The organism is Streptomyces sp. S07_1.15, assembly GCF_020739505.1.
Classification (GTDB): Bacteria; Actinomycetota; Actinomycetes; order Streptomycetales; family Streptomycetaceae; genus Streptomyces; species Streptomyces xinghaiensis.
The window spans coordinates 2680181-2703661 of sequence record NZ_JAJBZK010000001.1 but is presented as its reverse complement, the minus strand read 5'-3'; the positions used below and the strand labels follow the sequence as shown (position 1 = coordinate 2703661).

The window sequence follows — 23481 nt, the reverse complement described above, 5'->3', positions numbered from 1 at the left end:
GCGCCGGCCGGCGTCAGGACCGCGCGTACGCCGCCGGGTGCGCCGCCCGGCAGCGGCGCTCCGCCAGGGCCCTGCGCGTGGCGTACACCGTGATGCCTGCCGCCGTGACCACCGCCAGCAGCCCGAGAGCCACCGTGCCCGGCCAGCCCGCCGCGTGGTACGCCAGGGCGCCCACCGCGCCGCCCGCGCTGGAGCCCACGTAGTACGCCGCCTGGTACAGCGCCGACGCCTGCGCCCGGCCCGTGCGCGCCGACCGGCTGACGGAGGACGAGGCCACCGCGTGGCCCGCGAAGAAGCCCGCCGTGACGAGCACCAGCCCGGCGAGGACCGCCGCGATCGCGTCGGCCAGGCTGACCAGGAGCCCCGCCGCCGTCGTCACCACCGCCGCGTAGAGCGCGCCGCGCCGCCCCAGCCGGGCGACGAGCCGGCCCGCGGTGGCGGACGCCGCCGTCCCCACCAGGTAGATGAGGAAGACCGAACCGGCGATGCCCTGGGGCAGTCCGAACGGCTCGTCGGCCAGCCGGTAGCCGATCACCGTGTAGACCGCGCCGAAGACGGTCATGAAGAGCGCGCCGATCGCGTACAGCCGGCACAGCAGCGGGTCCGAGAGGTGCCCGCCGACGGTCCGCAGCAGGGCCCGCGGGCCGGCCTTGACGGGGGTGAAGTGCGCGGCCCGGGGCACCAGCAGCCGGAAGACTGCCGTGCAGACCACCGCGAGCAGGGCGATCGCGCCCAGGGCCGCCCGCCAGCCCCACAGCTGGGCGACCCAGCCGGTCACGATCCGGCCGGACATGCCGCCGATGCTGTTGCCGGCCACGAACAGGCCGACCGCCCCGACCAGGGCCTTCGCCCGCACCTCCTCGGCCAGGAAGGCCATCGCGGAGGCGGGCACCCCGGCGAGCGCCACTCCCTGGACCGTGCGCAGCGCCACGAGCGAGGCGAGGTCCGGGGCGAAGGGGACAGCCAGCGCGATGAGCGCGGCCGCCGTCAGCGAGCCGGTCATCAGCGCCCGCCGCCCGAAGCGCTCGGAGAGCGCGCTCAGCGGCAGCACCGCCAGCGCCAGACCGAGGGTGGCGCCGGAGACGGTCCAGCTCGCCGCGTCGGGGGTGACCCGCAGATCGGCCGAGATCGCGGGGAGCAGCGCCTGGGTGGAGTAGAGCAGGGCGAAGGTCGCGACACCGGCGGCGAAGAGGGCGAGGCTGAGGCGCCGGTAGCCGGGGCCGCCGGGGTGGAGCCCGGTGGCGTCGGCACCGGCCCCGGAGTCGGCCCCGGAGTCGGGGCGGGGCGCGGAAGGGCCGGGAGCGGAGGGGGACGTCGGGTCGGCGGCGCCCGCGCGGATCACGGCGGACGCCCCGGTATCGGCGGGAGACATACCGGAACCGTAGGCACGCGCGGTTTAATGCGTCCAATGCACGGATTCCGGGAAAACGATGCACTGCTGCATGAGGAGAGCTGAGAGGCGCGCGTGTCACCGAACAGGAACGAAAAAGACATGCCGGTGACCACCGGGAGCACCCCCGCGCCGGACGCCGCGGCCGCCGGGCTGGAGGCCGGCTCCTGGCCGGCGCTGCTCGCCCCGCGCCTGGCGCAGTTCGCGGGCGTCGCCCGGTACGAGCACGTCACGCGGGCGGCGGAGGAGCTGGCCGTACCGCAGTCCACCCTGAGCCGGGCCATGGTCCGGCTGGAACAGGACCTCGGGGTCGCGCTCTTCGCCCGGCACGGCCGCACCGTGTCGCTCACCCCCGCGGGCCGGACCTTCCTCCGTTCCGTCGAACGGGCCCTCGCCGAGGTCGAGCGCGCCGCCGAGTCCGTGCGGGCCGACGCCGACCCGGCCGCGGGCAAGGTCGCCTTCGGCTTCCTCCACACGCTCGGCCCGGAGACCGTGCCCGGCCTGATCCGTGCCTTCCGCGCCGACCACCCCCGGGTCCGCTTCCAGCTCGTCCAGAACTACGGGGAGGCGATGCTCGAACGCCTCCGCACGGGCGAGCTCGACCTGTGCCTCACCGCGCCGGTCCCCGACGCCCCGGACCTGGTGGCCCGGCGGCTGGACGAGCAGCGGCTGCGGCTGGTCGTCCCGGACCACCACCGGCTGGCCGGGCGCAGGCGCGTGCGGCTCGCGGAGGCGGCCGAGGAGGTCTTCGTCACGCTCGAACCGGGGTACGGGCTGCGCCTCATCACCGACGCGCTGTGCGCGGAGGCGGGCTTCAAACCGCGGGTGGCGTTCGAGGGGGAGGAGGCGGAGACCCTGCGGGGGCTGGTGGCCGCCGGACTCGGCGTGGCGCTGCTGCCGCCACCGGCGGTACCGCGGCCGGGGGTGGCCGAGCTGACGGTCACGGCGCCGCGCGCGGTACGGGAGATCGGCGTGGCCTGGCTGGACGGCCATCCGGACACACCCCCGGTGGCGGCCTTCAAGCGCTTCCTCCTCTCCCGCCGCGGCCGTCTGCTGCCCCGCTGAGCCGGGGCGGGCCGGGGCGGGGCGGGAGCGGGGACGCCGGGCGGGAGCGGGGACGGCTGCGCGGAGGGCCGCCCCGCGCGGAACGGCCCCGCCCGGCCGGAGGACCTCACCCCCGCCGGAGGCGCCCCGTCCGGGCCCCGGGCACGGTGGCCCTGAATCCCACCGCGAGCGGCATCCGCAGCCCGAGCGGCGGCGGGGCCGCCAGCGCGTCCTCCAGCGGGCGGGAGAACCCGCGTTCGAAGAGCGACCCCAGCACGAAGTCCGCGGCCAGCGCCCGGACTTCGGCGCGGTGCTGCTGGAGCCGGTGCCCGTCCGAGTGGACCTCGAAGCGGCACACGTCGCGGTTGGCCTTCTTCACGCGCTGCGCGTAGCGGTAGGACTGCTCGGGGTCGGTCCGCTCGTCGTTCGTGCCGTGCACCAGCAGCACCCGGCGTCCCGCCAGCTGCTTCACGGGGTCGGGGTCGGGCGCGTCCTTGCCCTCCGCCGGCAGCCACGGGGCGAGCGCCAGGACGCAGCCGACCCCTGGCCGGCCCGCGGCGAGCAGCGCGGCCCGGGCACCCATGCCCGTCCCGGCCAAGCAGACGGGTATGTCGCCGTAGCGCCGCACGACCTCGTCGACGGCCCACGCCGCGTCCTCCGCCGGATGGGCTGCGGAACCGTTCCAGCCCCGGCCGCGGTAGCGGACGGAGTGGACGACGAGCCCGTCGTCGTGCCCGGCGCGGGCGAGGTGGCGGGCCAGCGGCAGCACGGCCGCCGCCGTCAGCGGGGACTGCCGTTCCGTGCCCGCGGGCGGGCCGTCCGCCAGCAGGACGACGGCTCCGCTCACCGCCGTTCTCCGCCCGGTCGTCCCCACCGCCCGTCCCAACCGGGCACCCCGCGCCGGCACTGCTTGCTGAGCCATGACAGAACCTTGGCAGAAGACGGGGTGTACTCCATCACACGGAGAGGTCACCGTTCTGCATCCATCACCGGGCCCACCGGCCGCTTCCCGGCGGGCCGCGGCGGGACGGCAGCGGGACGGCAGCGGATCTACGCGCGTAGGAGTTAGAGTACGGAGATGACGGAGACGACGAACCAGACCCGAGGCAGGACCCCCGGCGCGGACCAGATCCGCCGCGCCCCGAAGGTGCTGCTCCACGACCACCTCGACGGAGGCCTCCGCCCCGCCACCGTCGTCGAACTCGCCCGCGAACAGGGGTACGAGGGCCTGCCGGAGACCGAGCCCGCCGCGCTCGGCCGCTGGTTCCGCGAGGCCGCGGACTCCGGCTCGCTGGAGCGCTACCTGGAGACCTTCGCCCACACCTGCGCCGTCATGCAGACCCGGGAGGCGCTGTTCCGGGTGGCCGCGGAGTGCGCCGAGGACCTCGCCGCCGACGGCGTCGTCTACGCCGAGGTCCGGTACGCGCCCGAGCAGCACCTGACCGGCGGGCTCGGCCTGGAGGAGGTCGTCGAAGCCGTCAACGAGGGCTTCCGGGAGGGAGAGCGCCGGGCCCGGGAGAACGGGCACCGCATCCGCGTCGGCGCCCTGCTGACCGCCATGCGGCACGCCGCCCGCTCCCTGGAGATCGCCGAACTCGCCAACCGCTACCGCGACCTGGGCGTCGTCGGCTTCGACATCGCGGGCGCCGAGGCCGGCTTCCCGCCCACCCGCCACCTCGACGCCTTCGAGTACCTCAAGCGGGAGAACAACCACTTCACCATCCACGCGGGCGAGGCGTTCGGCCTGCCGTCCATCTGGCAGGCGCTCCAGTGGTGCGGCGCCGACCGGCTCGGCCACGGCGTCCGCATCATCGACGACATCCAGGTCGCCGGGGACGGCACGGCGAAGCTCGGGCGGCTCGCGGCCTACGTCCGCGACAAGCGCGTCCCGCTGGAGCTGTGCCCGACCTCCAACCTCCAGACGGGCGCCGCGGAGTCGTACCGCGAGCACCCCATCGGCGTGCTGCGGGAGCTGGGTTTCCGCGCCACGGTCAACACCGACAACCGGCTCATGAGCGGAACGAGCATGAGCACCGAATTCGAACGGCTGGTGGAGGCGTTCGGCTACACCCTCGACGACATGCAGTGGTTCACGGTGAACGCCATGAAGTCCGCCTTCATCCCGTTCGACGAACGGCTCGCCATGATCAATGACGTGATCAAGCCCGGCTATGCCGAGCTGAAGTCCGAATGGCTCTTCCGCGAGACGGGTGGCGGCGCCGCGCAGGGCTGAGAGGCGCGGGCCGCACGGCCGGGGCGGGAGGGCTCGCGGCGGCCCGCCCCGCCGGGCGGAGGACATGCGGGGGCCGCGGGGGCGACGCGCCCGGCCGTTGATTGCGGTCATCCCTGCGGGTGGCTACGTTGCGCGTGCATTCGGTAGCGGAGCGTACGTACAGGCTTCTGTGTGTCCGCCGATTCGCTCCACCTCCCCCCAGCAGAGGATGTATGTCGATGAAGCAGGTAACCTCCCGGATCTTCCGGGCCGCCGTGCTCGGTGTCGGCTTCGCCGTCGCCGGTGCCGGCGCCGCCGTGGCCACGCCGGTCGACTCCATGGCGCCCACCACCCGCCAGGCCCCGCAGCAGAGCACCGGCCTGATGGCGGACGAGACCACCGGAGCCGAGCGCACCGCGAGCGACCGCGACCAGAGCCGGGCCGGCAGCGGCCAGGAGTGCGGCGGATGCCACCACGACAAGGGCAAGCACCACAAGGGGAAGAAGCACCACAAGGGCAAGCACCACAAGGGCAAGCACCACAAGGGCCACCACAAGGGGCACAAGGGCCACCACAAGGGGAAGCACCACCACGGCCACAACGGTGAGCACCACCAGGGCAAGCACCACCACGGTCACAAGGGCGAGCACCACCAGGGCAAGCACCACCACGGCCACAAGGGCGAGCACCACAACGCCCGTCACCACGACCACCACCAGGGTGGCCACCACGGCTCCCCCTACGCGGACCAGGGCCGTGACCAGCGGGCCGCCGAGAGCCGTGACACCGCGCACCGCGCCGGTCAGGGCGACTCGGGCTCGGCTCCCCGGATGAACGCGCCCATGAGCCCGGCGCAGGGACAGGCCGCGCCCATGAGCCCGGCGCAGGGACAGGCCGCGCCCATGAGCCCGGCGCAGGGCCAGGCCGCGCCGGCCCGTCCCGCCCAGGGCCAGGCCGGCTCGCCCCGCACCCTGCCCGCGCAGGACAGCCGGACCCAGGGCATGGGCGGCGTGCTGGGCCGGTTGTTCGGAGGCCTGTCGCTCTGACCCCGCCGGGCCGCCCGCCCGGAACCGGGCGGTCGCGGGACAGCAGGACGGCGGAACAGCCGCAGAACGGCGAGGAGGGGGCGCGCACCCGGTTCACGGGTACGCGCCCCCTCCTTTCGCGCGTGTGCTCGAGGGTCGGCGTCGGCGCCGTGCCGGACGAGCCGTGTACCGCGAGCCCCTTTTGGTGCGCTCGGCGGGGCGTGCGGCCGGAAGCGGCCCGCCGGGTGGGTCACCAGGTCTGCTGCGCGTGGCTCTTCTCGGACGGCAGAAGGGCCCACAGCGCCACGTAGAGCAGGAACTGCGGGCCGGGCAGCAGGCACGAGGCCAGGAAGATCACCCGCATCGTGGTCGGGGTGGTGCCGAAGCGCCGCGCCAGCGCTGCACACACCCCACCGATCATGCGGCCGTCGCGGGGGCGGACCAGGGCGCTCATGGGGACTCCTTCGTGAGCCGTCGAGTGTGTCGTGCGATATCTCGACCGTATGCCCATGAAGGGGATGAAACATCCGCCCAGGGGACCGCACCGACCCGGGGAATCCTCAGGGCCGGCCCCTGAGACGGCTCCTCCGCTGGGAGCCCGGGGCGTCCAGGGGAGGCGGGCACGGCCGGCGACGCCCGGCCGGCCCGCTCGCACAGCCGCCGCAGCCACCCCCGGAGCGCCGGTACCAGGGCCAGATGGGCCAGGACGATACCCAGCGTGTGCAGGACCAGGGAGTCCACGTCCAGCGTGCGGCCCGAGAGATTGGTCTGGAGCAGCGCCAGACCGAGCGACACCATGACGCCGGTGAAGACGGTGCGGGTGAGCGAGGACAGCAGCGGCACCTCCAGCCGTCCGGCCGCCCAGGGCAGCAGGACGCCCAGCGGGGCCAGCAGCAGCAGGGCGCCGCCGAGGTGCTGGACGGCGGGCCAGAGCCCGAGCGCCAGTTCGGCGCGGACCGTGGCCAGCGGTTGCAGATGGGCGGCGGTCACCCAGGGCAGCGCCGGCGGGCGCAGCGCGGTCCATGCCACGTACAGCAGGTGGGCGAACAGGAGGACGAGTCCCGTCGCGCGGAAGCGGAAGGCGGCACGGGCGCCGCAGCCATGGCGCTGCACGCCGGGGAGGACGCGGTGCCGGGTCCGCGCGGTTCCGGCGGCCGGACGGGGCCGTTCTGTTGCCCCGGTCACACCGGGTCACGCCGCCCGGCGCGGAGGTCCGGCCCCGCGCCGGTCCGCGGTCTCCGGTGCTGTTTCCCGTCCGCCTCCAGCCCGCGTCCGGCCTCCCGGCTGCGGCTGCGGCCGCCGATGCCGGGTTCCGGTCCGGCCGCCCCTCACCTCACTCCAGCGGTACGCCCGTCGTCTGCGCGGCCTCCGGCCGGGCGCGCAGCTCCTCCGTGCACGGGTAGCGCTTCAGCGGATCGCCGTCCGGTCCGCCGAGGACGACGGACTCGTCGCCCGCGACGGCCGCGGAGCCCGCGAAGGTGCAGACGAGCTGGGCGAGCGCGTACGCCGGGAGCTCGTCCGGGATGCGGCTCAGCCGGAGCGCGTTGCCGGGGTCTCCCTCGCGGGGGGCCGCGACCTCCAGCCCGTCGGGCACCTCGCTGGAGAACCCGCCCTCGTCCTCGGCCCGGGAGGGCGGGGTCTGGAGCTCCGCGAGCAGGTCCCGCGCCCTGCGCAGCCGGTCCTCCTCCGTCCGGCCGTCCGTGTACCGCACGGCGCGCTGCACCGGCATGATCTGGGCGCTGCACACCAGATAGACGTCGGCCGGGGCCTCCCTGCCGGAGTCCGGTACGGGCGTGGGGTCGCCGGAGACCTCACAGGACACCCGGGACGGGGCGGGGCCCGCGTCCACCGGCACGGAGGTGCCGCGGATGCCGCAGCCCGCGCCGCCCGCGAGGACGAGGGCGGCCAGGGCGGTGGTCAGCAGGCCGCGACGCAGGCGGCGGGGACCGGCGGCCGGTGCGGGTGCCGGTGCGGGTGCCGGCGTCGGGGTGGCGGCGGGTATCACGCGGTGTCCTGTCCCTGCTCGTCCGTTCCGGAGCCGGCGGCGTCGGCGTCCATCGGCAGGCGCAGCCGGAACACGGCGCCGCCGTCGGGGTGGTTGGCGACGGCGATGTCGCCGCCGTGGATGTGCGCGTTCTCCAGGGCGATGGAGAGGCCCAGTCCGCTGCCCTCGCTGCGCGGCCGGGACGCGCTCGCCTTGTAGAAGCGGTCGAAGACGTGGGGCAGGACGTCCTCGGGGATGCCCGGCCCGTGGTCCCGCACCTCCACGGTCAGCCAGGAGTCCTCGGGCCGGACGGTGACCCGTACCGGCGAACCGCCGTGCTTGAGCGCGTTGCCGATGAGGTTGGCCAGGATGACGTCGAGCCGGCGCGGGTCGAGGCGGGCCACGATGCCGCGTTCGGCGTCGAGTTCGACCGCGTCGAGCCAGGCGCGGGCGTCGATGCAGGCGGTGACCATGTCGGCCACGTCCACGTCGTCGAGTACCAGCCGGGCCGTGCCCGCGTCGAAGCGGGTGACCTCCATCAGGTTCTCCACGAGGTCGCCGAGGCGCCGTGTCTCGTCCACCACCAGCCGCACCGCGGGAGCGATCATCGGGTCGAGATTGTCGGTCTCGTCCTCCAGCACCTCCGTGACGGCGGTGATGGCGGTCAGCGGGGTGCGCAGCTCGTGCGACATGTCGGCGACGAAGCGGCGGCTCGCGGCCTCCCGCGCGCTCAGCTCCTCGACCCGTTGCTCCAGGGAGGCGGCGGCCCCGTTGAACGTCCGGGAGAGATCGGCCAGTTCGTCCGTGCCGGAGACCTGCAGCCGGGTGTCGAGCTTGCCCTCGCCGAGCTGCCGCGCCGCGTCTCCCAGCCGCTGCACGGGCCGCAGCACGGTGCTGGCCGCGGCCTGGGCGAGCAGTGCCGAGCCGATCAGCGCCAGCGCCGTGGCGATGCCCAGCGACCAGGCCAGCGAGTTGAGGTCGTCCCGCTCGGTGGTGAGCGACTTCAGCATGTAGCCGGTGGGCCCGCCGCCGATCACCTTCGCCCCGCCGACCAGATACGGGTCGCCGTCGAGCGTGATCCGCTGCCAGTACAGGTGGTAGGGCAGCCCGTCGCCCACATCGGCCGGGCGCTCCTCGTTGACCGCCGTCCGCAGCGAATCCGGTACCGCCTTCAGGGTGAAACCGCCGGCCCGGGAGACCGCGGCGCAGGGCTTGTCGTCCCGGTCCCGGTCGACGAGGACGACCTCGTACCGCTGGGTGCTGTCGGCCATCCGCTCGGCGGCGTCCCGCAGCCGTTCGCACTGCGGGCGCATGGGCAGCGAGCCGGTGTTGTCGGCGAGCGACTGGCGGAAGTCGTTGAGGGCGGCGTTCTGGGTGCGGGTGAGCACGGCGTCCCGGTTGAGCCAGTACGCGATGCCGGAGGCGGACACGGCGGCGGTGAGCGCGACCAGCGCGAAGACGAACACGAGACGCAGCCGCAGGCTCGTCAGCCGGAACAGGCCGGAAGCCCAGCCGCGCACCCGCCCGGAGGGCTCGGTCACTGCGGGCTGTCCAGCCGGTAGCCCACGCCCCGCACGGTACGGATCAGGGTCGGCGAGGACGGCACGTCCTCCACCTTGGCGCGCAGCCGCTGCACACAGGCGTCCACCAGCCGTGAGTCGCCCAGGTAGTCGTGCTCCCACACCAGCCGCAGCAGCTGCTGCCGGGAGAGGGCCTGGCCGGGCCGGCGGCTCAGCTCCAGCAGCAGCCTCAGCTCGGTCGGGGTGAGCTGAAGATCCTCGCCGTTCTTGGTGACCGTCATCGCCGAGCGGTCGATGACCAGGCTGCCGAAGGTCGCCGCGTCGTTGTTCTCCCGCTCCCCGCGCCGCAGCACGGCACGGATCCGGGCGTCGAGGACCCGCGGCTGGATGGGCTTGACGACGTAGTCGTCCGCCCCGGACTCCAGCCCCACCACCACGTCGATGTCATCACTGCGCGCGGTCAGCAGGATGATCGGGAGCTGGTCGGTGCGGCGGATGCGGCGGCAGACCTCGAAGCCGTCGATCCCGGGCAGCATCACGTCCAGCACAATCAGATCCGGCCGCTGCTCGCGCAGCAGTTTCAGGCCGTCCTCGCCCGTCGCCGCGGCCACCACACGGTGACCCTGGCGCGACAGGGAGAGTTCGAGGGCCGTACGGATGGCGTCATCGTCCTCGATCAGCAACAGGTATGGCACGTTGGTCATTCTGTCCCACGGAGGGCCGATAGTTCGAGGGGCGAAGGATCCGGGCTTGGGTTACTGCCCCGGGAGTCCCTGTGACACGGCTGTGACAGGCGACGGACAGGGCGATGAAACTGGGCCTGCAATCTGGTGTGCACCGGGCGGGGGAGAACGGCCCGGACAGCCAACGGACGTCAGCAGGCTCCACCGACGGGGGGCGCGGGATGAACACACTGCACACCGGATCCACCAGCGCAGTTGTCACGCGCCTGCACACCGCCGGCCGGGCCTTCGGACGCGACCGGGCGGAGTCCGGGGCGGAGAAGTCCGGTGCCGTGAGCGGGCGGGGGTGCGCTCGCGGCACCGGGCGTCAGAGCCGGCAGCAGACGTATCTGCCGGTGGTCGACGCGGTGACGGTCGGCAAGGGGGGCGGCTCCTCCCGCGGGAGCGCCGCGTACGGGGAGGCCCGGGGGGAACGCGACACCCTGCCGGAGGCGGAGTTCACCGCCTACGTCCGGGAGCGCCGCGCCTCCCTGTACGCGACGGCCTACCACCTGACCGGTGACCGGTACGAGGCGGAGGACCTGCTGCAGAGCGCGCTGTTCTCCACCTACCGCGCCTGGGAGCGGATCAGCGACAAGGCCGCCGTCGGCGGGTATCTGCGGCGCACCATGACCAATCTGCACATCAGCGCCTGGCGCCGGCGCAAGCTCAACGAGTACCCGACCGAGGAACTGCCGGAGACGGCGGGCGACCACGACGCGATGCGCGGCACCGAACTGCGCGCCGTGCTGTGGCAGGCGCTGGCCCGGCTGCCCGAACTCCAGCGCACCATGCTGGTGCTGCGCTACTACGAGGGCCGCACCGACCCGGAGATCGCGGACATCCTCGGCATCAGCGTCGGCACGGTCAAGAGCAGCATCTGGCGCTCGCTGCGCCGGCTGCGCGACGACGAGGCGCTCAGCTTCGGCCGGGACCGGGAGGAGTCCTTCGGCGAACTGGTCGCCTGAGACCCGGGGCGGCGGGGAGCCGCCCGGGGGCACGGGGGAGCGGGGACACGGGGGATACGGGGGAACAACGGGGGCCTGCCCCTCGGGGGACGGGCAGGGCAACGGGGGCCACCGCTCGGGGGAGTGGTGGAAGAGGCGGGACCGAGCGGCCGGGGGGTCTGTTCGGTCCCGCTTCGTCATGTCCGGGGGAGGACCGGGCCGTTCCCGGCCCGCCCTCACCTCGCCCTCATCCCCCGGGGCTCGCCGGGCTCGCGGAACGGGCCGAGGCCGGGCGCGGGGCCGGAACGGCCGCGGTCGTGGCCGCGGTTGCGACGGTGGTTGCGGTGGTTGCGGTGGTGGCAGCGGCGGCGGAAGCCCGCCCGGCCGCCGGGCGGTGGCGCGCCGCGGCCGTCCCGATGCGGGCGAGGGCCTCGTCCCGGCCGCAGGGGTGGGCGCCGAGCGCCGACTGGCGGGCCACGATGCCGCGCTCGGCCCGCATCAGCCGCCAGCCGCGCCGCAGCAGGACGGTGACGGACTTGCGGCCCTCCCGCAGATCGCGCAGCAGCCGCCGCCGGAAGGTGGTGGACGGCCGGCCGCGCAGGCACAGGGCGTCCGCCAGAAGGCCTTCCGCGCGGCAGCGTTCGATGATGTCGGCGGCGAAGATGCCCTCCGCCACGAACAGGGGCGCGTCACCGAGGCCGAGCGTGACCGCGCCGGTCCGCGAGCTCGTCGCGATGTCGTACACCGGGACGGCCGCCCGGCCGGTCCGGCACAGCGCCCCCACCGCGGCGACCGCCGCGTCCGCGTCCCAGGAGAGCGGGGAGTCCCAGTCCGTGCCGCTGCCGTCCGAGAGCCGGGGCAGGGCGGGGTCCCCGGTCTCGCGGTAGAAGTCGTCGAGATTCAGGACGGGCAGGCCGGTGCGGGCGGCGAGGGAGGACTTGCCGGAACCGGAGGGCCCCGTCAGGAGGACGACATGGGCGCGGGGGTGCGGTTGGCGGTTCACGGAACGCCATTCTCGCGCATGGCACGGCGTACGCGGCAGGGGGACGGGGGCGCGGACTTTCCGTCGCGCTGGGGTCACCTGGCGTGCCCGGGTGCCGGGAAGCGGAACCGGGCGCGGGCGGCCCGGGCGGCCTGGCGGCCCGCGCGCGGCGGGCCCCGGCGGAACCCGAACAGCGGTTCCACCGGGGCCCGCCGGGAGGTGCGGAGACACGCGGGCGCCGGGGCACGGGACCCCGGGCCCGCACGGGGCACGGGCCGCCCGGGTCAGACACCCATCGGGTGCCAGACCGTCTTCGTCTCCAGGAAGGCCAGCAGCCGCTCCGTGCCCGGGTCGGCGGCCCAGTCCGTCCCGGCCTGCGGACGGAGCACCCGCTTGAGGTTGTCGGCCGCGGCCGTCTCCAGCTCCTTCGCCAGGGCGGCGTCCGCCCCGGCCAGGTCGATCGCGTTGACGTCCTGGTGGGCGGCGAGCGGCGCGGCGATCTCCGCGGTGCGGCCGGAGAGGATGTTGACGACCCCGCCCGGCAGATCGGAGGTGGCCAGCACCTCGCCCAGCGAGAGCGCCGGGAGCGGAGCCCTCGCGGACGCCACGACCACGGCCGTGTTGCCGGTGACGATCACCGGGGCGATCACCGACACCAGTCCGAGGAAGGACGAGGTGTCCGGCGCGAGGACCGCCACGACCCCGGTCGGCCCCGGGGTGGAGAGGTTGAAGTACGGGCCGGCGACCGGGTTGGCCGCGCCGGCGATCTGGGCGACCTTGTCGGACCAGCCCGCGTACCAGACCCAGCGGTCGACCGCCGCGTCCACCCGCGCCGCCGCCTTCGCCTTCGACAGGCCCTCCGCGGCGGCCACTTCGGCGGTGAACTGCTCGCGCCGGCCCTCCAGCATCTCGGCGACGCGGTAGAGGATCTGGCCCCGGTTGTAGGCCGTGGCGCCGGACCAGCCGGGGAACGCCTTGCGGGCGGCGACGACCGCGTCCCGCGCGTCCTTGCGGGAGGACAGCGGCGCGTTCGCCAGCCAGTTGCCCTTGCTGTCGGCCACCTCGTACACCCGTCCGCTCTCGGAGCGGGGGAACTTCCCCCCGACGAACAGCTTGTAGGTCTTGAGGACGCTCAGCCGCGCGGCGGCGCCCCTGCCGGTGTTCCCGGCCGCACCGGCCGCACCGTTCGCAGTCGCATCAGACATCGAGGTATGCCTCCAGGCCGTGACGTCCGCCCTCCCGGCCGTAGCCGGACTCCTTGTAGCCGCCGAACGGCGAGGCGGGGTCGAACTTGTTGAACGTGTTGGCCCAGACGACGCCCGCGCGGAGCTTCTCGGCCGTCCACAGGATGCGCGAGCCCTTCTCCGTCCAGATGCCGGCGGAGAGCCCGTACGGCGTGTTGTTGGCCTTCTCCACGGCCTCCGCGGGGGTGCGGAAGGTCAGCACCGACAGCACCGGGCCGAAGATCTCCTCGCGGGCGATGCGGTGCGCCTGGGTGACGCCGGTGAAGAGGGTCGGCGCGAACCAGTAGCCGGAGGCGGGCAGTTCGCAGGGCGGGGACCAGCGCTCGGCGCCCTCCCGCTCGCCCGCGTCGGCCAGCGCCCGGATGCGGTCCAGCTGCTCGGGGGAGTTGATGGCGCCGACGTCGGTGTTCTTGTCCAGCGGGTCGCCGACCCGCAGGGTGGCCATCCGCCGCTTGAGGGCGTCCAGCACCTCCTCCGCCACCGACTCCTGCACCAGCAGCCGGGAGCCCGCGCAGCAGACATGGCCCTGGTTGAAGAAGATGCCGTTGACGATGCCCTCGACGGCCTGGTCGACGGGCGCGTCGTCGTAGACGATGTTGGCGGCCTTGCCGCCCAGCTCCAGGGTGAGCTTCTTGTCCGTCCCGGCGACCGTGCGGGCGATGGCCTTGCCGACCCCGGTGGAGCCGGTGAAGGCCACCTTGCGGACGTCCGGATGGGCCACCAGCGCTCCACCGGCCGTACCGTCGCCCGTGACGATGTTGACGACGCCCCGCGGCAGTCCGGCCTGCCGGCAGATGTCCGCGAAGAACAGGGCGGACAGCGGGGTGGTCTCGGCGGGTTTGAGGACGACCGTGTTGCCGGTGGCCAGCGCCGGGGCGATCTTCCACGCCAGCATCAGCAGCGGGAAGTTCCACGGGATGACCTGGCCGGCCACGCCCAGCGGCTTCGGGTCGGCGCCGTAGCCGGCGTACGCCAGCTTGTCGGCCCAGCCCGCGTAGTAGAAGAAGTGCGCGGCGGCCAGCGGCAGGTCGGTGTCGCGCGACTCGCGGATCGGCTTGCCGTTGTCGAGGGACTCCAGCACGGCCAGTTCTCGCGAGCGCTCCTGGATGATCCGGGCGATCCGGAACAGGTACTTGGCCCGCTCCGCGCCGGGCAGCGCCGACCAGGGCCCGAAGGCCCGGCGGGCGGCCGCCACGGCCGCGTCCACGTCCTCCGGGCCGCCCAGGGCGACTTCGGAGAGCACCTCCTCGGTGGAGGGCGAGACGGTCGTGAAGACCTTGCCGCCGGCCGCCTCGCGGAACTCGCCGTCGATGAAGTGGCCGTACGACGGCGCTATGGCGACGACCGAGCGCGACTCGGGCGCCGGCGCGTAGGCGAACGCGCCCCGGGGCGCCTGCTGGGCCGGCTGCTTGTCCACGGGCTGGGTGTCCTCGGGGTGCTGGGGGGTGTCCTGGGTCTGGGGATCCGTCATGGGGCTCAGTCCACCGTCACGTAGTCGGGACCGGAGTAGCGCCCGGTGCTCAGCTTCTGGCGCTGCATCAGCAGGTCGTTGAGGAGGCTGGAGGCGCCGAAGCGGAACCAGTCCGCGGTCAGCCACTCCTCGCCGAGCGTCTCGTTGACCATCACCAGGTACTTGACGGCGTCCTTGGTGGTCCGGATGCCGCCCGCGGGCTTCACCCCGACCTGCACCCCGACGGCCGCGCGGAAGTCGCGCACGGCCTCCAGCATGAGCAGGGTGACGGGCGGGGTGGCGTTGACGGCGACCTTGCCGGTGGACGTCTTGATGAAGTCGGCGCCCGCGAGCATCGCGAGCCAGGAGGCCCGGCGCACGTTGTCGTAGGTCTGCAGCTCGCCCGTCTCGAAGATCACCTTGAGGTGGGCGGCGGTGCCGTCCTCACGCCGGCAGACCTCCTTGACCCGCCGGATCTCCTCGAACACCTGGAGGTAGCGGCCGGAGAGGAAGGCGCCGCGGTCGATCACCATGTCGATCTCGTCCGCGCCGGCCGCCACCGCGTCCCGGGTGTCGGCCAGCTTGACGGGCAGCGCGGCCCGGCCGGCGGGGAAAGCGGTGGCGACGGAGGCCACGTTGATCTCCGGGGCCCCGGCCTCGCGCAGCGCCGCCTTGGCGGTGGCCGCCATGTCCGGGTAGACGCAGATCGCCGCGACCCTCGGGACGGTGCGGTCCAGCGGATCGGGATGCGCCCCCTTGGCGCACAGCGCCCGGACCTTGCCCGGGGTGTCCGCGCCCTCCAGAGTCGTCAGGTCAATCATGGAGATGGCCAGGTCGATGGCGTACGCCTTCGCCGTGGTCTTGATCGAGCGGGTGCCGAGGGCGGCCGCGCGGGCCTGCAGGCCGACGGCGTCGACACCCGGCAGGCCGTGCAGGAAACGGCGCAGCGCGGCGTCGGAGGCGGTGACGTCCGCCATCGACGCCAGACGCTCCGGGGCCTCGCTGCCGTACGCGGGTACTGCGGGCTTGGGAAGCATGGTCACCAGGTGAGCATATCTACGCGCGTAGCAGCCTGTCACCCCCGGGGAGGGTGGTTCCCGCCACGGACCGCCGCGGCGGCACGGGGCGGGACGGGGCGGGACGGGCGCGGCGGTGCCGGACCGGGACGTGTGCCCCGCCCGGTCCGTCGGGCACAATCGCCCCCATGACGAGCCCGGACACCCCCTCCTCCCCGCAGCCCGAGACCGGCCCGGAGTACGCCGACCGCGTCTACCGCTCCGGCTCCGCACTGGCCGGCGGCGTGCTGCTGCTCGGACTCGCCGGCTGGCTCGGCATCGACGCGATGATCCGCGGCGAGGGACGCACCCCCTGGTTCGCGCTGGCCGGGCTGCTGCTCGCGGTGCCGCTCGTCGTCGCCTTCACCTTCCGGCCCGCCGTGTTCGCCGGTGAGGACCGGCTGCGGGTGCGCAACCCGTTCCGCACCATCGCGCTGCCCTGGGGCGCGGTCGAGGGCGTGCGCGCGGGCTACTCCAGCGAAGTCTTCGCCGAGGGACGGACGTTCCAGCTGTGGGCGATCCCGGTGTCGCTGCGGGCGCGGAAGAAGACCGCCCGGCGCAGCGCCCGGAGCGCCGCCGCCGACGACGTGCGCGGAGCCTCGCCCGCCGGCGCGGGGCCGGACCGGGCCCCCGCCGACGAGGCCGTGTCCGAACTCGCGGAGCTGGCCGAGCGGTACGCGCGCCGGGAGACGGCGCAGGGGACGGCCGAGGTGCGCTGGGCCTACGAGGTGCTGGCCCCGGCGGCTGCGGGTGCCGTGCTGCTGGCGGTCGTCGCGCTGCTGGGCTGAGGTTCCCGGCGGCGGGGCCGGGGCCGGCCCCGCCGGGGGACTCACAGCCCGGCGGCCGCGGAGAGGTCCACCTTGAGCGCGGCCAGGACCGCCCCGGCGGTGATCCGGGCGTCGGCCAGCGCGTCCGGGGCGTCCACCGGCACGACGGCTTCCAGGTAGCACTTGAGCTTGGGCTCCGTGCCGCTCGGCCGGACCACCACCCGCGCCGCCTCGACCCGGCAGCGTCCGGCGGATGTGGAGCCGCCGGCGAGCGTGTAGCGCAGCCCGTCCGTGGGCGGCAGTTTCCCGCTGCCCCCGGTCAGGTCCTCGGCCCGGGTGACGGGGAGTCCGGCGAGCGTGGCGGGCGGCTGCCGCCGCAGCCGGCCCATGGCGTCGGAGATCAGCGACAGGTCGGTGACGCGGACCGACAACTGGTCGGTGGCGTGCAGGCCGTACTCCAGGGCGATGTCGTCCAGGAGTTCGGTGAGGTCGCGGCCGGTCGCCTTCAGCTCGGCGGCCAGTTCGGCGATGAGCAGGGCGGCGGTGATGCCGTCCTTGTCGCGGACGCCCTCCGGGTCGACGCAGTAGCCGAGCGCCTCCTCGTAGGCGTAGCGCAGCCCGTCGACGCGGGCGAGCCACTTGAAGCCGGTCAGCGTCTCCTCGTACGGCTGTTCGGCCGCCGCGGCGATCCGGGAGAGCAGGGAGGAGGAGACGATCGTGGTGGCGAAGGAGCCGGACGCCCGCTTGTGCACCAGGTGCTCGGCCAGCAGCGCGCCGACCTCGTCGCCGCGCAGCATCCGCCAGCCGGTCGCGGTGCCGGGGGCGGGGACGGCCACGGCGCAGCGGTCCGCGTCCGGGTCGTTGGCGATGATCAGGTCCGGTGCGGCGGCACGGGCGGTGGCGAAGGCCAGGTCCATGGCCCCCGGCTCCTCCGGGTTGGGGAAGGCCACGGTCGGGAACGCCGGGTCGGGGTCGCCCTGTTCGGCCACGACGACGGGGGCGGGGAAGCCGGCCCGGTCGAAGGCGGCGAGCAGGGTGTCGCGCCCGACGCCGTGCAGGGGGGTGTAGACGGTGCGGACGTCCCGCGGGGAGCCGCCGGTGAGCACCGCGTCCGTACGGGCCAGATAGGCGTCGACGATCTCGTCGCCGAGCGTCTCCCAGCCGGTTTCCGCGCGGGTCACGTCCGCCAGGCTCCGCACCGCCGCGATCTCGGCGGCGATCTCCGCGTCGGCCGGGGGCACGATCTGCGCACCGCCGCCGGTCCCGCCGAGATACACCTTGTAGCCGTTGTCGCGCGGCGGGTTGTGGCTCGCCGTGACGGTGACGCCGGCGACCGCCCCCAGGTGCCGTACGGCGAAGGCCAGGACGGGGGTGGGCAGCGGACGGGGCAGCAGCGCGGCGCGCAGCCCGGCGCCGGTCATCACGGCGGCGGTGTCCCGGGCGAAGTCCGCGCTCTTGTAGCGGGCGTCGTAGCCGATGACGACGAGGCCCGGCCCGCCGTCCGAGGACGCGGCCTGCTTGCGGAGGTACGTGGCGAGACCGGCGGCGGCACGGATCACCACCGCGCGGTTCATCCGCAGCGGGCCGGGGCCGAGCTCGCCGCGGAGACCGGCGGTGCCGAACTGCAGCATGCCGCCGAAACGGTCGGCGAGGGCCGCGGTGTCCTCCGCCTCGATGAGCGCGCTCAGCTCCTCGCGGGTCTCGGGGTCGGGATCCTCGGCCAGCCAGGCGCGGGCCTGCCGGATCAGCTCCGCTGTGTCGCTTGCCACTGCCACGTGACGCTCCTGCTGTGTCGTGGGCGGCCGGCCCGCCGGGACGCGGGCCGCCCGCCCGGGGCTGCGGCCGCCGCCCCGCGCCCGTTCGGCGCGGCGGGGGCCGGTGTACGGATCTGCGGTGTACGGGTCTGCGGTGTACGGGTCTGGTCGGTGCGGGCACGGGACCCGGGGGCCGGCGCCGCCGGGGCCGCGCACGGGCCCCGCGATCCCGTGGACTCGGGGGCCGGCGCACGGCGGCCCCGGGGAACCGCACCCGCCGGAACCAGTACCCGGCTTGATCGTCCTCTACCGGCCCCCGGGGCGGTGGGAGGCAGCGGCGCGCGAGCCGCCCGGTCCCGGTCCTGCCGGCCGGGCGGCCGTGACCCCCGGTCGCGGCCCGTCCGCTCCGCCGCCCGCCCGTGCGCCGGACCGCTCAGAGGCGGCCGAGGACCTGGGCGAGCAGGCTGCCCATACGGGTGGCCGAATCGCGGCCGGCCTGGAGCACTTCCTCGTGGTTGAGCGGCTCGCCGGTCATGCCCGCGGCCAGGTTCGTCACCAGGGAGATGCCCAGCACCTCGGCGCCGGCCTCGCGGGCCGCTATGGCCTCCAGGGCGGTCGACATGCCCACGAGGTCGGCGCCCAGGGTGCGGATCATGTTGATCTCGGCCGGGGTCTCGTAGTGCGGGCCGGGGAACTGCGCGTACACGCCCTCTTCGAGGGTGCTGTCGATCTCCCGGCACAGGGTGCGGAGGCGGGCCGAGTACAGATCGGTGAGGTCGACGAAGTTGGCGCCCACGATCGGCGACACCGCGGTGAGGTTGATGTGGTCGCTGATGAGGACCGGCTGGCCCGGGCGCATACCGGAGCGGAGGCCGCCGCAGCCGTTGGTCAGGACGACGGTCTTGCAGCCGGCCGCCACGGCGGTGCGGACCCCGTGCGTGACGGCGGCGACGCCGTGGCCCTCGTAGTAGTGGGTGCGGCCGAGGAAGACCAGCGCGCGCTTCTCCCCGATCCGGTACGAGCGGATCCTGCCCGCGTGGCCCTCGACGGCGGGCGGCGCGAAGCCGGGCAGCTCGGTGACCGGCAGATCGCTCTCCGGCGTACCCAGCGCGTCCGCGGCGGGGACCCAGCCGGATCCCATCACGAGGGCCACGTCATGGCTCTCGGCACCGGTGAGCTCGCGCAGGCGGGCGGCGGCGGCGGTGGCGTCGGGTGCGCCCGGGAGGTGCGGGGAAGTCTCAGAAGCGTTCACGCGGAGAGGGTAACCCGGTTTGGCCTACGCGCGTAGACGTAAGAGCGCGACCCGGCGGAACTCGGCCACCCGGCAGGGCGCCGGCGAGGACCCGGAGAGGCCGCCGGACGGCCGTTTTCCACGGGTTCGAAGGCGTTCGTCCGCCGGGTGATCCGGCCGGCGCGGCCGTTGCCGGAAGCGCGCTCAGCAGGGCCGCTTCCGCAGCTCCATCACATAGTCGTGCGGTGCCCCGGCCGACTCCGCCGCGTCCGCGATCTCCCCGAGGTAGCGCGCGGAGGGCAGTCCGCCCTCGTAGCCGTTGAGGACGTACAGCCAGGCCGCGTCCTCGCCGTCGAGGGTGTGCACCCGCACTCGCATCCGGCGGTATATGTCGAGACCGACGCCTTCCCAGCGGTCCATGGAGTCCTCGTCCATCGGGGCGATGTCGTAGAGCGCGACGAAGGTCTGCGCGCGCGGTGCCTCGACGATCGTGGCCAGGGCGCCTTCCCAGCCCATCTGCTCCCCGCCGAACGTCAGCCGCCAGCCCGAGAGCCAGCCCGTACCGCGCAGCGGTGAGTGCGGGGCGCGGCGGGACATCAGCCGCGCGTCGAGGTTGCCGGCGTACGCGGCGTAGAGCGACATGAGCACGAGGGTACGGGAGGCCGGGCGCGGGTTCGCGGCTTCACCCCCTCTCCGCGGCCCGCCCCGGGGCACCGCCCCCGGACCCCCGCCGGGAGGTCCGGGGCCGCGTGGGTGACAATGGGGTACGTGACTCGGATCGTGATCATTGGTGGCGGACCAGGCGGCTACGAGGCGGCCCTGGTGGCCGCGCAACTGGGCGCGGAAGTGACCGTCGTCGACACCGACGGTCTCGGCGGTGCGTCGGTGCTGACCGACTGCGTACCGTCGAAGACGCTGATCGCGACCGCCGAGGTGATGACGACCTTCGACTCCTCCTACGAGGAGCTGGGCATCATCGTCGCCGACGACACCCCGCACGTGGAGCAGTCCGCCCGCGTCGTGGGGGTGGACCTCGGCAAGGTCAACCGCCGGGTGAAGCGCCTCGCGCTCGCCCAGTCGCACGACATCACCGCGTCCGTCACCCGCGCCGGCGGCCGGGTGCTGCGCGGCCGGGGCCGGCTGGAGGCGACGCGGGCCGCCGACGGCTCCCGCGAGGTGACCGTGCGGTTCGCCGACGGCAGCGAGGAGACCCTGGTCGCGGACGCCGTGCTGGTGGCCACCGGCGCGCACCCGCGCGAGATCCCCGACGCCCTGCCCGACGGCGAGCGCATCCTCAACTGGACCCAGGTGTACGACCTGGAGGAGCTGCCCGAAGAGCTGATCGTCGTCGGCTCGGGCGTGACCGGCGCCGAGTTCGCCGGCGCGTACCAGGCGCTGGGCTCGCGGGTCACCCTGGTCTCCAGCCGGGACCGGGTGCTGCCGGGCGAGGACCCGGACGCCGCGGCGGTCCTGGAGGACGTCTTCCGGCGGCGCGGCATGAACGTCCTGAGCCGCTCCCGCGCGGCCGCCGTGAAGCGCACGGACGACGGGGTCGAGGTGCGGCTGTCCGACGGCCGGACCATCACCGGCTCGCACTGCCTGATGGCGGTCGGCGCGGTCCCCAACACCAGCGGCATCGGCCTGGAGGAGGCCGGGGTCGCGCTCAAGGACTCCGGGCACATCCGCACCGACCGGGTGTCCCGCACCAGCGCCCCGGGCGTGTACGCCGCCGGCGACTGCACGGGCGTCTTCGCGCTGGCGTCGGTGGCGGCGATGCAGGGCCGGATCGCGATGTACCACATCCTCGGTGACGCGGTCGCGCCGCTGGACCTCAAGACCGTCTCGGCGAACATCTTCACCGACCCCGAGATCGCCACGGTCGGGTACTCGCAGGCGGACATCGACAGCGGCCGTATCGAGGCCCGCTCCGTCAAGCTGCCGCTGCTGCGCAACCCGCGGGCCAAGATGCAGGGGATCCGGGACGGCTTCGTGAAGCTGTTCTGCCGCCCGGGCACGGGGATCGTCGTGGGGGGCGTGGTGGTCGCCCCGCGCGCCAGCGAGCTGATCCACCCGATAGCGCTCGCGGTCGACAACAACCTCACCGTGGAGCAGGTCGCCAACACCTTCACGGTCTACCCGTCGCTGTCGGGCTCGATCGCCGAGGTGGCCCGGCAGCTGTACACCCGGAAGAGCGTGGGCGAGGTCTAGCCGGACGGGCGGGCGGACGGGCGGCCGCGCGGACGGGACTGGGCGGGAGCCGGGCCCGGTGCGGGCAGGCGTCCGACGGCCCGGCGGCGATCGCGTATAGCAGGTGCGGGACCCGCCTGCGGGCAACTTCTGCTATTCGGTGAAAACTGCTGAAAGCAGTCGGTCGATGGCGTTACTGTCAGTTTCGTGTTCGCTGCAGAACGTCGCCAACTGATCCTAGAAATGGTGCGTGCGAACGGAGCGGTGTCGCTCCGGGAGCTCGCCCGTGTCGTCCAGACCTCCGAAGTGACCGTACGGCGGGATGTGCGGGCACTGGAGGCAGAAGGACTGCTCGACCGCCGCCATGGTGGTGCGGTCCTGCCCGGGGGCTTCAGCCGGGAGTCCGGCTTCCCGCAGAAGTCCCATCTCGCCAGCGCCGAGAAGACCGCCATCGCCGATCTGGCGGCGAGCCTCGTCACCGAGGGGGAGGCGATCGTCGTCGGCGCGGGCACCACCACCCAGGAGCTGGCCCGCCGGCTCGCCCGCGTCCCCGGTCTGACCGTCGTCACCAACTCCCTGCTCGTCGCCCAGGCCCTCGCCCATGCCAACCGGGTCGAGGTCGTCATGACGGGCGGCACCCTGCGCGGCTCGAACTACGCCCTGGTCGGCAGCGGTGCCGAGCTGTCCCTGCAGGGGCTGCGCGTCTCCCGCGCCTTCCTGTCCGGCAGCGGGCTGACCGCCGAGCGCGGGCTCTCGACCTCCAACATGCTCTCGGCGAGCGTGGACCGGGCGCTGGTCCAGGCCGCCGGCGAGGTCGTGGTCCTCGCCGACCACACCAAGCTGGGCACCGACACCATGTTCCAGACGGTGCCCACCGAGGTGATCACCCGGCTCGTCACGGACGAACCGCCCGCCCCCGACGACCGGGCCGCCACCGAACTCCAGGCGCTGGCCGACCAGGGCGTGCAGATCGCGGTGGCCGGACCGGGAGGCGGCGGTTCCGACAGCGGCGGCCCGGCTGGCCGAAGACCGCGCCGGATGGCCCCGCCGCCCGTCGCCGCCAAGACGGACGACCTGCCGCTCCCCGGGCAGCGCCGGGCCCATCCGGGGGGCGGGCCGCCGCCCCAGCTGCGTGGCGCCGCCTCCCTGGCCGAACAGCCCCCGGGCAACGGCCGGGTGGCGGACCTGCGCCGCCGCTGAGCGGCGGGCACCGACGCCGTACGGTGCCCGCCGCCCGGGCGGCCGGTTTCCCCTCCGGTGCGGTCGTGCTTCTTCGGCGCCGGGCGTTGCTTCTTCGGCGCGGGCCGTGCTGCTCAGGCGGCCGGCCGGAGGCCGTGGAGGGTGAGGGTGAGGAGCCGGTCCGCCAGCCCGGCGTCGTCCGGGCTCTCCTCGGCGGCGATCGCGATGGCGTTGGTCAGCTGCAGCAGGTCGCCGATTTCCACCTCGGGCCGTACGCTCCCGGCCCGCTGCGCCCGGGCCAGCAGGGCGCCGCCCGCGGTCCGTACCGGCACGCTGCAGGAGGAGAGTTCGCAACTTCCGTCCGGGGAGGCGGTCATCAGGGTGCGGGAGAGGCCGCGGTAGGTGACGGCGTGGCCGATGAGGTCCCGCAGCCAGTCGAGGAGCGCGGCGCACGGCTCCGCCGCGTCCAGCAGCTCCCGCCCGCGGGCCACCAGGGCGTCGGCCTCGCTCTGGAAGACGGCGCTGATCAGCGCGCGGCGGCTGGGGAAGTGCCGGTAGAGGGTGCCGACGCCGACGCCCGCGCGGCGCGCCACGTCCTCCAGCGAGGTGTCGGTGCCGTGCTCGGTGAAGGCGGACCGGGCCACGGTTAGCAGCCGCTCGTGGTTCCGCCGCGCGTCCGCGCGCATGGGACGCGCCGCCGTCCGCTCCGTCTCCGTCGCCATCGCCGCCGGTCCTCCCCTCACTCCGCCGACCGTGTGCGTCCCAGGATGCCACCGCCGGACGGGTGG

The 23481-nt window shown here is 74.5% G+C and carries 21 protein-coding genes and 1 pseudogene; 7 read left to right on the top strand and 15 right to left on the bottom strand.

The window, feature by feature from the left end:
* Positions 1 to 13: 13 nt before the first annotated feature.
* Positions 14 to 1372: an MFS transporter gene (locus LIX60_RS11525; protein WP_227958350.1), complete on the bottom strand. Its 1359-nt coding sequence runs from the start codon at positions 1370 to 1372 to the stop codon at positions 14 to 16.
* A gap of 120 nt (positions 1373 to 1492) precedes the next feature.
* On the opposite strand from LIX60_RS11525, the gene LIX60_RS11520 reads away from it, so the two are divergent.
* Positions 1493 to 2455, top strand: a complete 963-nt coding sequence (locus LIX60_RS11520) for a LysR family transcriptional regulator (RefSeq protein ID WP_227958349.1) — start codon at positions 1493 to 1495, stop codon at positions 2453 to 2455.
* A gap of 106 nt (positions 2456 to 2561) precedes the next feature.
* Here the strand turns inward: LIX60_RS11520 and LIX60_RS11515 are convergent, their stop codons facing one another.
* Entirely contained in the window at positions 2562 to 3356 is a 795-nt protein-coding gene (locus tag LIX60_RS11515) for a prolyl oligopeptidase family serine peptidase (RefSeq protein ID WP_227958348.1), read from the bottom strand.
* Between the two features lie 156 nt (positions 3357 to 3512).
* Here LIX60_RS11515 and LIX60_RS11510 point away from each other — a divergent pair, with 156 nt between their 5' ends.
* Positions 3513 to 4667 carry an adenosine deaminase gene (locus LIX60_RS11510; protein WP_019710386.1) on the top strand — a complete coding sequence of 385 codons (1155 nt, stop codon included), beginning with the start codon at positions 3513 to 3515 and terminating at the stop codon, positions 4665 to 4667.
* A gap of 218 nt (positions 4668 to 4885) precedes the next feature.
* A complete protein-coding gene (locus LIX60_RS11505) occupies positions 4886 to 5692 on the top strand; it encodes a hypothetical protein (protein ID WP_227958347.1) in 807 nt (268 codons plus the stop codon).
* 229 nt (positions 5693 to 5921) lie between these two features.
* On the opposite strand, the gene LIX60_RS11500 is transcribed toward LIX60_RS11505, so the two are convergent.
* The 5 genes from LIX60_RS11500 to afsQ1 form a co-directional block, all read right to left on the bottom strand.
* Positions 5922 to 6125 (bottom strand): PspC domain-containing protein, encoded by a 204-nt coding sequence (locus LIX60_RS11500; protein ID WP_227958346.1) that lies wholly within the window; start codon positions 6123 to 6125, stop codon positions 5922 to 5924.
* Positions 6122 to 6784: a VanZ family protein gene (locus LIX60_RS11495; RefSeq protein WP_227958345.1), complete on the bottom strand. Its 663-nt coding sequence runs from the start codon at positions 6782 to 6784 to the stop codon at positions 6122 to 6124. The genes LIX60_RS11500 and LIX60_RS11495 overlap by 4 nt, the downstream gene beginning before the upstream one ends.
* Positions 6785 to 7004: 220 nt before the next feature.
* Positions 7005 to 7676 (bottom strand): hypothetical protein, encoded by a 672-nt coding sequence (locus LIX60_RS11490; RefSeq protein ID WP_227958344.1) that lies wholly within the window; start codon positions 7674 to 7676, stop codon positions 7005 to 7007.
* The gene (locus tag LIX60_RS11485; protein WP_308101211.1) at positions 7673 to 9196 is read right to left on the bottom strand and encodes a HAMP domain-containing sensor histidine kinase; all 1524 of its coding nucleotides are present in this window, start codon (positions 9194 to 9196) and stop codon (positions 7673 to 7675) included. The genes LIX60_RS11490 and LIX60_RS11485 overlap by 4 nt, the downstream gene beginning before the upstream one ends.
* Entirely contained in the window at positions 9193 to 9870 is a 678-nt protein-coding gene (gene afsQ1, locus LIX60_RS11480; protein WP_176743657.1) for a two-component system response regulator AfsQ1, read from the bottom strand. The genes LIX60_RS11485 and afsQ1 overlap by 4 nt, the downstream gene beginning before the upstream one ends.
* A 209-nt stretch (positions 9871 to 10079) precedes the next feature.
* On the opposite strand from afsQ1, the gene LIX60_RS11475 reads away from it, so the two are divergent.
* Positions 10080 to 10865: a SigE family RNA polymerase sigma factor gene (locus LIX60_RS11475; RefSeq protein WP_227958343.1), complete on the top strand. Its 786-nt coding sequence runs from the start codon at positions 10080 to 10082 to the stop codon at positions 10863 to 10865.
* Positions 10866 to 11211: 346 nt separating this feature from the next.
* Here LIX60_RS11475 and LIX60_RS11470 read toward each other — a convergent pair.
* The 4 genes and pseudogenes from LIX60_RS11470 to deoC form a co-directional block, all read right to left on the bottom strand.
* Positions 11212 to 11847 (bottom strand): annotated as a pseudogene (locus LIX60_RS11470) (ATP-binding protein); the annotation flags it as partial.
* A gap of 263 nt (positions 11848 to 12110) precedes the next feature.
* Entirely contained in the window at positions 12111 to 13031 is a 921-nt protein-coding gene (locus tag LIX60_RS11465; RefSeq protein ID WP_374117842.1) for an aldehyde dehydrogenase family protein, read from the bottom strand.
* Complete coding sequence (locus tag LIX60_RS11460; protein WP_227958341.1) at positions 13024 to 14541, bottom strand: aldehyde dehydrogenase family protein; 1518 nt, start codon at positions 14539 to 14541, stop codon at positions 13024 to 13026. The genes LIX60_RS11465 and LIX60_RS11460 overlap by 8 nt, the downstream gene beginning before the upstream one ends.
* A gap of 5 nt (positions 14542 to 14546) precedes the next feature.
* Entirely contained in the window at positions 14547 to 15557 is a 1011-nt protein-coding gene (deoC, locus tag LIX60_RS11455) for a deoxyribose-phosphate aldolase (protein ID WP_227962721.1), read from the bottom strand.
* A gap of 167 nt (positions 15558 to 15724) precedes the next feature.
* Between deoC and LIX60_RS11450 the strand changes: the two genes are divergently transcribed.
* Positions 15725 to 16363, top strand: a complete 639-nt coding sequence (locus tag LIX60_RS11450) for a PH domain-containing protein (protein ID WP_227958340.1) — start codon at positions 15725 to 15727, stop codon at positions 16361 to 16363.
* A 41-nt stretch (positions 16364 to 16404) separates the two neighbouring features.
* Here LIX60_RS11450 and LIX60_RS11445 read toward each other — a convergent pair whose 3' ends face one another.
* The 3 genes from LIX60_RS11445 to LIX60_RS11435 form a co-directional block, all read right to left on the bottom strand.
* Positions 16405 to 18111, bottom strand: a complete 1707-nt coding sequence (locus LIX60_RS11445) for a phospho-sugar mutase (RefSeq protein ID WP_227962720.1) — start codon at positions 18109 to 18111, stop codon at positions 16405 to 16407.
* Positions 18112 to 18529: 418 nt separating this feature from the next.
* A complete protein-coding gene (locus LIX60_RS11440) occupies positions 18530 to 19348 on the bottom strand; it encodes a purine-nucleoside phosphorylase (protein ID WP_043465558.1) in 819 nt (272 codons plus the stop codon).
* A 183-nt stretch (positions 19349 to 19531) separates the two neighbouring features.
* On the bottom strand, positions 19532 to 19969 hold the full coding sequence (locus LIX60_RS11435; protein ID WP_039822657.1) for a gamma-glutamylcyclotransferase: 438 nt from the start codon (positions 19967 to 19969) through the stop codon (positions 19532 to 19534).
* A gap of 117 nt (positions 19970 to 20086) precedes the next feature.
* Here LIX60_RS11435 and LIX60_RS11430 point away from each other — a divergent pair, with 117 nt between their 5' ends.
* Both LIX60_RS11430 and LIX60_RS11425 read left to right on the top strand, forming a co-directional pair.
* On the top strand, positions 20087 to 21535 hold the full coding sequence (locus LIX60_RS11430; RefSeq protein WP_227958339.1) for an NAD(P)H-quinone dehydrogenase: 1449 nt from the start codon (positions 20087 to 20089) through the stop codon (positions 21533 to 21535).
* A gap of 186 nt (positions 21536 to 21721) precedes the next feature.
* Positions 21722 to 22714: a DeoR/GlpR family DNA-binding transcription regulator gene (locus LIX60_RS11425; protein ID WP_227958338.1), complete on the top strand. Its 993-nt coding sequence runs from the start codon at positions 21722 to 21724 to the stop codon at positions 22712 to 22714.
* 113 nt (positions 22715 to 22827) lie between these two features.
* Here LIX60_RS11425 and LIX60_RS11420 read toward each other — a convergent pair whose 3' ends face one another.
* Positions 22828 to 23415, bottom strand: a complete 588-nt coding sequence (locus LIX60_RS11420; RefSeq protein WP_227958337.1) for a TetR/AcrR family transcriptional regulator — start codon at positions 23413 to 23415, stop codon at positions 22828 to 22830.
* Between the last annotated feature and the right edge of the window lie 66 nt (positions 23416 to 23481).